At 56.5% G+C, this 12,317-nt stretch carries 13 protein-coding genes; 9 read left to right on the top strand and 4 right to left on the bottom strand.

Translation table 11 applies throughout. The features are described 5' to 3' along the window. Window positions 1-134: 134 nt before the first annotated feature. Entirely contained in the window at window positions 135-461 is a 327-nt protein-coding gene (locus AC3WS9_RS05255) for an ElaB/YgaM/YqjD family protein (protein ID WP_100779197.1), read from the bottom strand. 160 nt (window positions 462-621) lie between these two features. Here AC3WS9_RS05255 and AC3WS9_RS05260 point away from each other — a divergent pair, with 160 nt between their 5' ends. Continuing rightward, window positions 622-966, top strand: coding sequence for a DUF2002 family protein (locus tag AC3WS9_RS05260; protein ID WP_100779198.1), 345 nt, complete (start codon window positions 622-624; stop codon window positions 964-966). Between the two features lie 32 nt (window positions 967-998). Here AC3WS9_RS05260 and alaE read toward each other — a convergent pair whose 3' ends face one another. Beyond that, window positions 999-1,448: an L-alanine exporter AlaE gene (gene alaE, locus AC3WS9_RS05265; RefSeq protein WP_285144883.1), complete on the bottom strand. Its 450-nt coding sequence runs from the start codon at window positions 1,446-1,448 to the stop codon at window positions 999-1,001. 647 nt (window positions 1,449-2,095) lie between these two features. On the opposite strand from alaE, the gene stpA reads away from it, so the two are divergent. Next, window positions 2,096-2,500 carry a DNA-binding protein StpA gene (gene stpA / locus AC3WS9_RS05270; RefSeq protein ID WP_095283013.1) on the top strand — a complete coding sequence of 135 codons (405 nt, stop codon included), beginning with the start codon at window positions 2,096-2,098 and terminating at the stop codon, window positions 2,498-2,500. Window positions 2,501-2,537: 37 nt separating this feature from the next. On the opposite strand, the gene AC3WS9_RS05275 is transcribed toward stpA, so the two are convergent. Continuing rightward, complete coding sequence (locus AC3WS9_RS05275; protein WP_282492889.1) at window positions 2,538-2,717, bottom strand: hypothetical protein; 180 nt, start codon at window positions 2,715-2,717, stop codon at window positions 2,538-2,540. A gap of 228 nt (window positions 2,718-2,945) precedes the next feature. On the opposite strand from AC3WS9_RS05275, the gene AC3WS9_RS05280 reads away from it, so the two are divergent. Further along, window positions 2,946-3,104, top strand: a complete 159-nt coding sequence (locus AC3WS9_RS05280; RefSeq protein WP_282492890.1) for a YqaE/Pmp3 family membrane protein — start codon at window positions 2,946-2,948, stop codon at window positions 3,102-3,104. On the opposite strand, the gene AC3WS9_RS05285 is transcribed toward AC3WS9_RS05280, so the two are convergent. Further along, on the bottom strand, window positions 3,101-4,030 hold the full coding sequence (locus AC3WS9_RS05285; RefSeq protein ID WP_282492891.1) for a LysR substrate-binding domain-containing protein: 930 nt from the start codon (window positions 4,028-4,030) through the stop codon (window positions 3,101-3,103). The two genes, AC3WS9_RS05280 and AC3WS9_RS05285, sit on opposite strands and share 4 nt — an antisense overlap. Window positions 4,031-4,396: 366 nt before the next feature. On the opposite strand from AC3WS9_RS05285, the gene AC3WS9_RS05290 reads away from it, so the two are divergent. The 6 genes from AC3WS9_RS05290 to AC3WS9_RS05315 all read left to right on the top strand — a co-directional run bounded on the left by AC3WS9_RS05290 (window position 4,397) and on the right by AC3WS9_RS05315 (window position 12,096). Then, window positions 4,397-5,002 carry an ankyrin repeat domain-containing protein gene (locus tag AC3WS9_RS05290; protein WP_282492892.1) on the top strand — a complete coding sequence of 202 codons (606 nt, stop codon included), beginning with the start codon at window positions 4,397-4,399 and terminating at the stop codon, window positions 5,000-5,002. Between the two features lie 107 nt (window positions 5,003-5,109). Continuing rightward, on the top strand, window positions 5,110-6,651 hold the full coding sequence (fdrA, locus tag AC3WS9_RS05295; protein WP_492487138.1) for an acyl-CoA synthetase FdrA: 1,542 nt from the start codon (window positions 5,110-5,112) through the stop codon (window positions 6,649-6,651). Continuing rightward, window positions 6,651-8,066: a YlbE family protein gene (locus tag AC3WS9_RS05300; RefSeq protein WP_492487140.1), complete on the top strand. Its 1,416-nt coding sequence runs from the start codon at window positions 6,651-6,653 to the stop codon at window positions 8,064-8,066. Before fdrA ends, AC3WS9_RS05300 begins: the two co-directional genes overlap by 1 nt. Before the next feature lie 11 nt (window positions 8,067-8,077). Next, entirely contained in the window at window positions 8,078-9,622 is a 1,545-nt protein-coding gene (locus tag AC3WS9_RS05305; protein ID WP_492487142.1) for a xanthine permease, read from the top strand. Window positions 9,623-9,741: 119 nt separating this feature from the next. After that, window positions 9,742-10,692, top strand: coding sequence for a carbamate kinase family protein (locus tag AC3WS9_RS05310; protein ID WP_492487144.1), 951 nt, complete (start codon window positions 9,742-9,744; stop codon window positions 10,690-10,692). A 21-nt stretch (window positions 10,693-10,713) separates the two neighbouring features. Next, window positions 10,714-12,096 (top strand): amidohydrolase family protein, encoded by a 1,383-nt coding sequence (locus tag AC3WS9_RS05315; protein ID WP_492487146.1) that lies wholly within the window; start codon window positions 10,714-10,716, stop codon window positions 12,094-12,096. Window positions 12,097-12,317 lie beyond the last annotated feature (221 nt).

A 12,317-nucleotide genomic window follows, 5' to 3' on the forward strand; every position in this document is an offset into this window, starting at 1 on the left:
CGATTGATTTAGCCTCGATGATGAACGCAGCGAGGAGGGGCAGGCTGTACGCGGTTTGCGGTGTTTTTTTGAGCGAAAAATAAAAACCCCCGAACGCCGGAGCGAACGAGGGTCAACGAATCACGCTTTAAGGACTATTTACGCAGCGTCAGTAACGCACCGATAAAAATCCCCACCGCGGCGACGGTCCCCACGGCATACAGCGGTTTTTCGCGAATGAACGTATTGGCACAGCCAATGGCATCGCAGGCGGCCTGCGTGGTGCGCGAGCGGCCATGCATCCGGGCGCGGGTTTCACGCAGCAGAGACTGAGCCTTACGCCTGGCGACATCCGCCTCGTCCTTCGCATCTGAGCCCCAGGATTTCAAAACATCTTCCAGTGTGTCTGCTAATTGGCTGACATCGTTACGAATATCCTGAGCGTCGTCATTAATATCGTTTCGGTTCGGTCTGTTAAACATACGATCCTCCATAATTTTGCGTTCACACACAGTTTAGTCCAGGTTTTTAATATCTGAAGCGAGTCACGACTTATCGGAGCCTTTATGGATTTATCTGAAAGCGTTGCTAATGCTGAATATTGTAAGGTTGGCCCGCAGGAAAAGATAACGAGGATAAAATATGTATTTACGACCCGATGAGGTGGCGCGCGTTCTTGAAAAAGCGGGTTTCATCATGGATGCAGTGACACAGAAAACATACGGATATCGCCGCGGCGATAATTATGTTTACGTTAACCGTGAAGCCCGAATGGGACGCACTGCGCTGATTATTCACCCCACGCTGAAAGACCGCAGTTTGTCGTTTGCTGAGCCGGCCACAGATATCAAAACCTGCGATCACTATCAGGAATTTCCGCTCTATTTAGCCGGAGAACGTCACCAGCATTACGGCATTCCGCATGGTTTTAGCTCCCGCATGGCGCTGGAAAGATTTCTGACAGGTTTGTTTGGCGAACCGCAGTAAACACGCGACTGGCAGCGGCCAGTCGCAGCACGTTACGCCTGAGACTGATGATACTGGCTGACTTTAAACAGGCGGCGGCAGTAGTCGAGGAAGTATCCGTAGACGGCACCCATCAACATCGACACCACAATATTCGAGCTGACGGCAGCGGCAATCTGATGCCAGTCTGCGCCAACGGTCAGCAAAATCGCCACATACACCGGGGACTGGAAGGTGACATACGCCAGCACGTCCGCCAGGTTTTTCATCCAGCCAGATGGGCTAAAACGGCGCGCCACGCGCATCACCGCATCGCGGTAAAAACCGTACGGCCATGCAATAAGAATGTTAACCGGGATCGCCACCAGTCTGGAAGAAAGGGACTGCTCAAAAGACATTCCGGAGAGGAATATCTCGATCAGCATGTTCACTACGGAACAGTAGACAACCATCGCGAAAGTGTCTGCAACTGCATGGCGCAGGCGAGACTGCGGTGAGAACATGTCCGAACTCCTTGAGATAAACACAAAACAGAGATTTTACCCGCAGCGATTGGTGCTTTAGGTTGCTTTCTTGAGCATGTATAGAGTATCTCTCTGCTTTGAAAGTCACAATGAGTGATTAATTTTTATTTAATGGCGTTTTGTCCACAAAATGCTCTAAACAGAGTTCCTTTCTGCAACCCTCGGCATTTTCTGTTTTACACCTGTAAACAGTTTTTAAAATCAATATGTTAAGTTTGTTTTATCAATGAGGGTTCAAGCGCACGAAACCCACGTTTAGCAGACTCTCCTTCCCGCAGAATGAAAAGTGAGCTTGTGGTGAAGAATCTGCTTCCAAAGCGCATTTTGCGGTGAATTATTCTGACATTGGTTTTTGTGTTGTTATGCCGCCTAGGTGAATGATTATTCAGAAATGTAGAAGTGACGGGCGAAGAATCACACGACGAACGCCGTTTTGAAATAGAAACGGGGCGATAAACTAAATGCAATTTTGCGAGGAGTGCAAATAAAGGTAACGATAATTAAATAAATATTTTTGAATATCCTCAATAAAAGTCAGGGAGGAAATTAATGGATATTCAAAGTAAAGTGGATTACCATATTGAACTATTGCTCATTGAATCAACTCATAAAAGGTCTTCAGTAATATGTCTTCAATGTTACAAAATCTTAATAATATCCGTACCCTTCGCGCAATGGCGCGTGAATTCTCAATTGATGTGCTTGAAGAAATGCTGGAAAAATTCCGCATCGTTACGGAAGAAAAACGTAATGAGCAAGATGAAATGCAGAGCCAGCAGGCAGAACAGCAGCAGAAAATTAATGCGCTGTTAGAGCTGATGAAAGCAGACGGTATTTCTCCGGAAGACTTGCTGGGCAAAGACGTTCTGAAGGGCGCCAGCCAGCCGCAAAAACGTCAGGCGCGTGAAGCGAAATATCGTTTTACTGACGTCAACGGCGAAGAAAAAACCTGGACCGGCCAGGGCCGTACGCCTAAGCCAATCGCGAACGCGCTGGCAAACGGTCAATCACTGGATGATTTCCTGATCTAAGTGGTACATCAGGGCGGTATCTCACCGCCCTGAGCTTTCAGCAGACGCCGAAATCGCCGTCTTCTTTATACAGCGTCACATCTGCTGCCTTCAGCGTAAACTTCTCTCCCTGCTCGTTGCTTGCCTGTACGGCAACAATCTGATCCTCATGGACTTCAACGATTTTCAATTTCGGGCCGCCCATACGTGGCTGCACAACATCTCCAACTGTAAACATAATGATCTCCTCGTTTTGGTATGTCTTACCTTAGCCCACGTCGGAAGCCGGGTACAGTTGTCATGCCCGAATACCCCTTAATCGCCAGCCTAAGTGATTGTAAAGAGGGTAAAGGAGCGTAAAAGCGCGCGGGCAAAATGGCAGGCCAGGCTAAACTCGCTACGCTTAGAGTTAATAACTCTTTTTTAACAATGATCTTTTTTAGCTTGTATGGAGTATGGAGAAAGTATGGGTTTCTGGCGTATCGTTTTTACAATTCTTATCCCACCGCTGGGCGTGCTGCTGGGCAAAGGCTTCGGCTGGGCGTTTATCATTAATATCGTGCTGACGCTTTTGGGTTACATCCCCGGGCTTATTCACGCCTTCTGGGTGCAGTCCCGCGATTAATCCCGCCATAGTAAATCGTTATAAATCCCGGTCAGTACGCCCTGCGGTCCAAACTGCTGTTTGATCCAGCGGGTGACCTGGCCGGTCGCCGCATGTTGCGTCGCCAGCAGCATGCGGGAATCCTGGCGAGGATTATTAATCCGCCGCGTCACCAGCAACCCTTCTTCCACCGCCTCCCGCGCCATATGCTCCGGTAAAAAACCAATCCCTTCCCCGAGGATCTGACACTGACATTTGGTGTTAAAGTCCGGCACCAGAATCGCCTCCTGTCCGTGCAGCAACCAACCCACCTTTTTATTGATCGTATGCGCCGTGTCTTCGACCATGATGTTCGGATAGAGCCGCAGCTGGCTTTCGGCGATCGGCTCAGGGGAAAATGCCAGCGGATGCTGGGGAGAAATGGCGAATACCCAGCGAATCGCGCCGATCTCCGTGTAATCAATCCCGCCGCCGTCGAGCAGGGTATCCGGCGCGCCAATCGCAATATTGGCCTGATTATTAATAATCGAATCCCACACGCCGTTATACACCTCGGTGGTGACGGTGATCTGGCAGGTCGGAAACTGCTTTTTTAAAACCTGTAATAAGCGGGCGGTGTGGCGCGGGGTGTATAACAGCTGATTAATACAAATCCTTACCCGCGCCTCAATGCCCTGCGAAATGGTATCGATCCCGCGCTTGATGGCGTGAAAGTCATTCAGCAGATCGGTGGCTTTACGGTAAAAGTAAAACCCGGACTCCGTCAGCTCGATGCTGCGCGTGTTACGCACAAACAGCACCACGTCCAGCCCGGTCTCCATCCGTTTGATGGTGTAGCTGATGGCCGACGTGGTCACGCCCAGCTCCTCGGCGGCTTTGCTGAAACTGCCGAAGCGCGCCGCAGCGGTAAAGGCCAGCAGGTTCTCTTCGGTAAAAATAGAATTCATGGCTCGCCCTTGTTTATTCGTCCCGGCAGTATTGTTGAATCTATTTGTAATCGCCCGTGACGGCAATCAGTTTTGAACAATATTTAACACTGCGGTTACAACTCATTTGAGCACTATCACACTTCTGTTATTTTGTTTCAGGCCGCGCCAGTCAAGGCGTGTCGAGCCATAAGCAGAAAGCCGTTTAGCGCGTGAAAAGTGCGTCAAAGATAAGAAAAACATTGCACCCACGCACGTTTTGACCCGACTGTTGATTTTGATTCAACAATGTCTCGGCTTACGATGAATGAAATTTAAGCGGATTCTTTTATCGCGGGGCTGTTGCTATTCTCAGGGCATCAGAAATGAAAACATCGGAGTCTGAATATGTCTGCAAATGAACTCGTTACTGAATTTCTGCTGGCGGCAGAGCAGGGCAATCTGGATGCGCTCAAAGCCTGTCTGGAAAAAGGGGTGGATATCAACGCCACCAACCGCCAGAAAAGAACCGCCATTATTACTGCCAGCCTGAAAAAGCATTACTCTTGCGTCGAATTCCTTATTTCCGCCGGGGCGGATATCGACCAGCAGGATCAGACCTGTTTTAACCCGTTCTTAATTAGCTGTCTGACAAACGACTTAACCCTGCTGCGCATTGTTCTGCCCGCGAAACCGGATCTCGACCGTTTGTCGCGTTTCGGCGGCGTCGGCATCACGCCTGCCAGCGAAAAAGGCCACGTGGAGATTGTCCGCGAACTGCTGACCCACACGGATATCAACGTCAACCACACCAACTTTGTCGGCTGGACGCCACTGCTGGAAGCTATCGTCCTCAACGACGGCGGGGCGAAACAGCAGGAGATCGTGAAATTACTCCTCGACCACGGCGCCAATCCGCACATGACCGATAAATACGGTAAAACCCCGCTCGAACTGGCGCGCGAAAAAGGCTATCACGCCATTGCCGAGCTGCTGTTAGCCGCCGGCGCATAATGTATTCGGCAAGCCTTTCCGGGCTTGCCTGACCTGAAAATTTTCACCTTTACCATCATGACTTCATCATGATGACGGCCCCCTTTTGCCCGCATTCGGGAGGAAACATGCCCACCAAAATCGTTATTAAAAAGAACACTTATTTTGATTCGGTCTCGCTGATGTCGGTCTCGACCAAAGCCAATAAATTGCCCGGTGTGGACCAGGCATTCGTGGCGATGGCGACCGAAATGAATAAAGGCGTATTAAAAAATTTAGGCTTATTAACGCCGGAACTGCAGGACGCTAAAAACGGCGACCTGATGATTGTGATTAAAGGCGATGCCGCTGACGACGAAACCCTGGCGGCCATCGAAGCGTTATTTACCCGCAAAGAGAGCGGCGGGGCGCACGAATCCCGTTTCGCCACGCTCGCCAGCGCCAAAACGCATCGTCCCGACAGCAACCTGGCGGTGATCTCCGTCAACGGCCTGTTCGCCGCCCGCGAGGCGCGACAGGCGCTGGAAAACGATCTCAACGTAATGCTCTTCTCCGATAACGTCAGCCTCGACGACGAACTGGCGCTCAAACAGCTGGCCCACGAGAAAGGCCTGCTGATGATGGGCCCGGACTGCGGCACCGCCATTATCAACGGCGCGGCCCTGTGCTTTGGCAACGCGGTCCGTCGCGGGCCGATTGGTATCGTCGGCGCGTCGGGCACCGGCAGCCAGGAGCTGAGCGCGCGCATTCATGAATTCGGCGGCGGGATCTCGCAGCTGATCGGCACCGGCGGGCGCGATTTAAGCGAAAAAATCGGCGGCCTGATGATGCTCGACGCCATTGAAATGCTGGAAGCCGACGAGGCCACCCATGTGATCGCCTTAATCTCGAAACCGCCTGCGCCGAAAGTGGCTGAAAAAGTGCTGGCCCGTGCCCGCGCCTGCCGCAAACCGGTCGTCGTCTGTTTCCTCGGACGCAACGAGCCGCCCGCCGATGAAGACGGCCTGCAGTTCGCGCGCGGCACCAAAGAGGCAGCCCTGAAAGCGGTCCTGCTCACCGGCATCAAAAAAGAGTCGCTGGATCTGCACCCGCTTAACTGGCCGCTCATTGAAGAAGTCCGCACCCGTCTGACCCCGCAGCAAAAGTACATTCGCGGCCTGTTCTGCGGCGGCACTTTGTGCGACGAAGCGATGTTCGCGGCGCTGGAAAAATTCGACGACGTCTACAGCAACATTCAGCCGGACCCGACCAAACGTCTGGCCGATCTCAACGTCAGCCAGGCCCACACCTTCCTCGACTTTGGCGACGACGACTTCACCAACGGCAAACCGCACCCGATGATCGACCCGACCAACCGCATCAGCCGCCTGTTGCAGGAGGCGCGCGACCCGGAAGTGGGCGTGATCGTGATGGATTTCGTGCTCGGTTTCGGCTCTCACGAGGATCCGGTCGGGGTAATGATCGACGCCATCAAAGAGGCGCAGGCTATCGCGAAAGCGGACAACCGCCCGCTGGAGATCCTCGGCTACGTGCTCGGCACCGATCTCGATACCCCGTCCCTGTCGCAGCAGTGCCAGCTGCTGACGGACGCGGGCGTGATCTGGGCCAGCAGCAGCACCAATACCGGATTACTGGCGCGTGAATTTGTCTGCAAAGGAGAGAAAGCCTGATGAAAACCTTATTTAACCAGCCGCTGAACGTCATCAACGTCGGCATCGCCCTGTTTAGCGACGACCTGAAAAAACAGCACGTGCCGGTCACGCAGCTCGACTGGACGCCGCCGGGGCAGGGCAATCTGCAGGTGGTCGACGCGCTGGATCAGCTGGCGCACTCCACGCTCGCCGACAAAATCGCTGCCGCCAACCAACAGGCGCTGGAGCGCATTATCCAGTCCCACCCGGTGCTGGTGGGCTTCGACCAGGCCATTAACGTGGTGCCAGGCATGACCCGCACCACCATCCTGCATGCCGGGCCGCCGGTGGCGTGGGAAAACATGTGCGGCGCGATGCGCGGTGCGGTAACGGGCGCGCTGGTGTTTGAAGGGCTGGCAAGCGATCTGGACGACGCCGGGCGTCTGGCTGCGTCCGGAGAAATCACCTTCTCGCCGTGCCACGAACACGACTGCGTGGGCTCGATGGCGGGTGTCACCTCGGCGTCGATGTTCATGCACATCGTCGAGAACAAAACCTACGGCAACCGGGCGTTCACCAACCTCAGCGAGCAGATGGCGAAGATCCTGCGCATGGGCGCTAACGACCAGAGCGTGATCGATCGTCTGAACTGGATGCGAGACGTGCTCGGCCCGATGCTGCGCGATGCGATGAACATCATCGGCGAAATCGATCTGCGCCTGATGCTGGCCCAGGCCCTGCACATGGGCGACGAGTGCCACAACCGCAACAACGCGGGCACCACGCTGCTGATCCAGGCCCTGACGCCGGGCCTGATTCAGGCCGGTTATCCGGTGGAGCAGCAGCGTCAGGTGTTCGAGTTTGTGGCGAGCAGCGACTACTTCTCCGGCCCGACGTGGATGGCGATGTGCAAAGCCGCGCTCGATGCCGCGCACGGAATCGAGTACAGCACCGTCGTCACCACCATGGCGCGCAACGGTTTTGAGTTCGGCCTGCGCATCTCCGGCCTGCCGGGGCAGTGGTTTACCGGCCCGGCGCAGCAGGTGATTGGCCCGATGTTTGCGGGCTACAAGCCGGAAGACTCCGGTCTGGATATCGGCGACAGCGCCATCACCGAAACCTACGGCATCGGCGGGTTTGCGATGGCGACGGCTCCGGCGATTGTGGCGCTGGTGGGCGGGACGGTGGATGAAGCCATCGACTTCTCGCGCCAGATGCGCGAAATCACCCTCGGCGAAAACCCGAACGTCACCATTCCGCTGCTCTCTTTTATGGGCATCCCGACGGCGATTGATATCACCAGAGTCGCTGCCAGCGGCATTCTGCCGGTGATCAACACCGCCATTGCCCACAAAGACGCCGGGATCGGCATGATTGGGGCGGGCATCGTTCACCCGCCATTTAGCTGTTTTGAAAAGGCGCTGTTGACCTTCCGCGATCGCTACTTTTTATAAGGTAAGCATTCATGAAAAGCATGAAACTGGAGTGGAAAAGAGGTGACTGGGCGGCCTATTTCGGGCTCATGACCAATAACCTGACTAACCTGTTGACCATGATGGGGCTGCTCATTTTTGTCGTCGGCATCCCGAAAGAGATTGTTTATGGACGCATCGCGCCAGCCTTCGGGCTGGCGGTACTGGTCGCCAGCATCTGCTACGCGTGGTTTGGCCTGCAGATGCAGCGCGACACCGGGCGCAGTGATGTGACGGCGCTGCCGTCCGGCCCGAGCGCCCCGTCCATTTTCACGGTGACGTTCCTGGTGCTGATGCCGGTTTACCAGCAGACCGGCGACGCGGATTTCGCCATCCAGATTGGTCTGGTGTGGTGCTTCGTGGAAGCGATGATTCTGGCGGGCGGCTCGTTCCTCGGTGAAACCATCCGCAAGATGATCCCGCGTACCGTGCTGCTGTCGTGCCTGTCCGGTCTGGGCCTGCTGCTACTGGCGATGAACCCGATGCTGCAGGCGTTCGAAGCGCCGACGGTCTCCTTCATCGTCCTGCTGCTGATCTTCATCAACTGGTTCGGTAAAAAGCCGATCTTCGCCCGCATCCCGACCGGTCTGTTGCTGCTGATCGCCGGGACCGCACTGGCGTGGATCTCCGGCCTGCAAAGCCCGGAAGCGATCAAAGCGTCCATGTCCTCGTTCGGCTTTAACCCGCCGTCAGTCCACGTTGACAGTTTCATGCAAGGTTTACCGCACGCCCTGCCGTATCTGGCCTCGGCGGTCCCGCTGGGTCTGGCGAACTACATCTTTGACCTCGAAAACATCGAAAGCGCCCACGCGGCAGGGGACGAATACCCGACCCGCAAAGTGATGCTGGCAAACGGTCTGGCCTCCATGCTCGGCTGCCTGATGGGCAACCCGTTCCCGGTAACGGTCTACGTCGGCCACGCGGGCTGGAAAGCGATGGGCGCCAGCATCGGCTATACCCTGGCGTCGGGCGTCACCATGTTCATCGTGCCGCTGTTCGGGCTGGGGGCGTTTATGCTCGCCATCATTCCGATGACCGCCATCGTGCCGATTCTGGTGTTTATCGGCGTGGTCACCGCCAACCAGGTGGTGAGGGAAACGCCCAAAGTGGAGGTGCCCGTCATCTTTATCTGCCTGTTCCCGTGGATCGCCAATTGGGCGCTGACCATGATGAACAGCGTGATGGCAGCGGCGGGAACGAATGCGGCGAAGATTGGCACCGACGTGCTGCACAGTAAAGGCATCTACTACGAAGGGCTGGTGCATCTGGGCAACGGTGCACCGCTCGCCAGCATGCTCTGGGGTTGTATCGCCATCTTCGCCATCATCAATAAACCGCTGCGCGGAGCGATTGCCGCGGCAGTGGGCGCACTGCTGGCGCTGTTCGGCGTGATCCACGCCCCGGTAGTCGGTTTCGCCGAAGGGAGTTCGCTGATGTTCGTGACGGCGTACCTGATGATGAGCGGGATGTTTGTGGTGAAACACGTGCTGGATAGCCGCGAAGTGGCGCGGGCGGCAGCGCCGGTTTCAGAGTCCTGATAATGCCTGATGCCCTCACCCTAACCCTCTCCCACAGGGAGAGGGGACCGGTTTCTCCCTCTCCCTGTGGGAGAGGGCCGGGGTGAGGGCACCAGACCGCACAACGCTAAGGAAAACACATGAAAGAACTCATGGTCGTCGCCATCGGTGGCAACAGCATTATCAAAGACAACGCCAGCCAGTCGATTGAACACCAGGCGCATGCGGTCAAAGCGGTCGCGGAATCCGTGTTAGAGATGCTCGCCTCCGACTACGACATCGTCCTCACCCACGGCAACGGCCCGCAGGTCGGCCTCGATCTGCGTCGCGCGGAGATCGCCCACGAGCGCGAAGGTCTGCCCCTGACGCCGCTCGCCAACTGCGTCGCCGATACTCAGGGCGGGATCGGCTATCTGATCCAGCAGGCGCTGAACAACCGCCTCGCCGCGCGCGGTGAGCAAAAGGCGGTGACGGTGGTCACCCAGGTGGAAGTCGATCTCAACGATCCCGGTTTTACCCATCCCACCAAACCCATCGGCGCTTTTTTCAGCGAAGCCCAGCGCGACGAGCTGCAGCTCGCTCATCCGGACTGGCATTTCGTTGAGGATTCCGGGCGCGGCTACCGTCGCGTGGTCGCCTCGCCGCAGCCGGTACGCATTGTCGAAGCCGACGCCATCAAGACCCTGACGCAAAAAGGCTTTGTGGTGATCGGTGCCGGCGGCGGCGGGATTCCGGTGATCCGCACGGCAGAAGGGGATTATCAGAGCGTCGACGCGGTGATTGATAAAGATCTCTCCACCGCGCTGCTGGCGCGTGAGATCCGAGCCGACGTGCTGGTGATCACCACCGGCGTGGAGAAAGTGTGCGTTCACTTTGGCAAGCCGAATCAGCAGGCGCTCGACACCGTCAACGTGGCGCAAATGACGCGCTACATGGAAGAGGGCCATTTCCCGGCGGGCAGCATGCTGCCGAAAATTATCGCCAGCCTGGCGTTCCTGCAACAGGGCGGCAAACGGGTCATTATCACCTCGCCAGACTGCCTGCCTGCGGCGCTGCGCGGTGAGACCGGCACCCACATCGTGAATGCGTAAGAAAGAGATAAGGAAGATAAGATGAAAGAGAATAAAAGCCGCCGGGAGTTTATCAGCCAGAGCGGCAAAATGGTCACTGCCTGCGCGCTGTTTGGCGCGACCGGTTCCGTCGCGTATGCTGCTGAGACAGCGAATAAAACCTGCGAGACGGGCAAACCGATGAACATCACCGCGAAACACTATTACCTCGACAACGTGCTGCTGGAGGCCGGGTTTAACTTCGACGGCGATGTCGCGACCAGCACCCGCACCGAGCTGAAAACTCTCGAGATCCAGGACGGCAAAATCGTCGCCCTGCGCGACAACAACAGCCACGCCGACAGCACGCTTCCGCACTACGATGCGGGCGGCAAGCTGATGCTTCCGGCGATGCGCGACATGCACATCCATCTGGATAAAACCTTCTACGGCGGCCCGTGGCGCTCGCTCAATCGCCCGGCGGGAACGACGATTCAGGACATGATCCGCCTCGAGCAAAAGCTGCTGCCGGAGCTGCAGCCCTACACGCAGGAGCGCGCGGAAAAACTGATCGATTTGATCCAGTCCAAAGGCTCGACCATCGCCCGCAGCCACTGCAATATCGAGCCGACCTCTGGCCTGAAAAATCTGGAAAATCTGCAGGCGGTGCTGGCGCGGCGTAAACCCGGTTTTGACTGTGAAATCGTCGCTTTCCCGCAGCACGGTTTGCTGCTGTCGAAATGCGAGCCGCTGATGCGTGAAGCAATGCAGGCCGGCGCGCACTACGTCGGCGGGCTGGACCCGACCAACGTCGACGGCGCGATGGAAAAATCCCTCGACACCATGTTCCAGATTGCGCTGGATTACGATAAAGGCGTGGATATCCACCTGCACGAAACCAGCCCGGCGGGCGTGGCGGCGGTGAAATATATGGTCGAGACGGTCGAGAAAACCCCGGAACTGAAGGGCAAGCTGACCATCAGCCACGGCTTCGCGCTGGCGACGCTCAACGAGCAAGAGGTGGATGCCATCGCCACGCGCATGGCGGCGCAACAGATCACCCTTGCTTCGACGGTGCCGATTGGCACGCTGCATATGCCGCTTAAGCAGCTGCGCGATAAGGGCGTGTTTGTGATGACGGGCACCGACAGCGTGATCGACCACTGGTCGCCGTACGGTCTGGGCGATATGCTGGAAAAAGCCAATCTCTACGCACAGCTCTACATCCGCCCGAACGAGCAGACCCTGTCGCGCGCGCTGGGGATCGCCACCGGCGACGTGCTGCCGCTCAACGACAAAGGCGAACGCGTGTGGCCGAAGGCGCAGGATGCCGCGAGTTTTGTGCTGGTGGACGCCTCCTGTTCCGCCGAAGCCGTGGCGCGCATCTCCCCGCGCACCGCGACATTCCATAACGGGAACCTGGTGTGGGGTAACGTCGGGGCATAAGTTTTTGTAGGCCCGGTAAGCGCAGCGCCACCGGGCGTTTTAGGCCGCACAGCCGCTTGTTGCCGGGTGGCGGCTACGCCTTACCCGGCCTACAAAACCAACAGCAGCACGAATCGTAGGCCCGGTAAGCGTAGCGCCACCGGGCGTTTTAGGCCGCACAGTCGCTTGCTGCCGGGTGGCGGCTACGCCTTACCCGGCCTACAAAACCCATACCATGCGAT

This window comes from Lelliottia sp. EB106-05-01-XG201 (assembly GCF_058791735.1).

Coding starts and splice junctions, on each gene's coding strand:
- AC3WS9_RS05275 (WP_282492889.1), bottom strand. CDS start 2,717: ATGTTTACAGTTGGAGATGTTGTGCAGCCACGTATGGGCGGCCCGAAA.
- AC3WS9_RS05315 (WP_492487146.1), top strand. CDS start 10,714: ATGAAAGAGAATAAAAGCCGCCGGGAGTTTATCAGCCAGAGCGGCAAA.
- AC3WS9_RS05290 (WP_282492892.1), top strand. CDS start 4,397: ATGTCTGCAAATGAACTCGTTACTGAATTTCTGCTGGCGGCAGAGCAG.
- stpA (WP_095283013.1), top strand. CDS start 2,096: ATGTCTTCAATGTTACAAAATCTTAATAATATCCGTACCCTTCGCGCA.
- AC3WS9_RS05255 (WP_100779197.1), bottom strand. CDS start 461: ATGTTTAACAGACCGAACCGAAACGATATTAATGACGACGCTCAGGAT.
- AC3WS9_RS05305 (WP_492487142.1), top strand. CDS start 8,078: ATGAAAAGCATGAAACTGGAGTGGAAAAGAGGTGACTGGGCGGCCTAT.
- fdrA (WP_492487138.1), top strand. CDS start 5,110: ATGCCCACCAAAATCGTTATTAAAAAGAACACTTATTTTGATTCGGTC.
- AC3WS9_RS05310 (WP_492487144.1), top strand. CDS start 9,742: ATGAAAGAACTCATGGTCGTCGCCATCGGTGGCAACAGCATTATCAAA.
- AC3WS9_RS05280 (WP_282492890.1), top strand. CDS start 2,946: ATGGGTTTCTGGCGTATCGTTTTTACAATTCTTATCCCACCGCTGGGC.
- AC3WS9_RS05285 (WP_282492891.1), bottom strand. CDS start 4,030: ATGAATTCTATTTTTACCGAAGAGAACCTGCTGGCCTTTACCGCTGCG.
- alaE (WP_285144883.1), bottom strand. CDS start 1,448: ATGTTCTCACCGCAGTCTCGCCTGCGCCATGCAGTTGCAGACACTTTC.
- AC3WS9_RS05260 (WP_100779198.1), top strand. CDS start 622: ATGTATTTACGACCCGATGAGGTGGCGCGCGTTCTTGAAAAAGCGGGT.
- AC3WS9_RS05300 (WP_492487140.1), top strand. CDS start 6,651: ATGAAAACCTTATTTAACCAGCCGCTGAACGTCATCAACGTCGGCATC.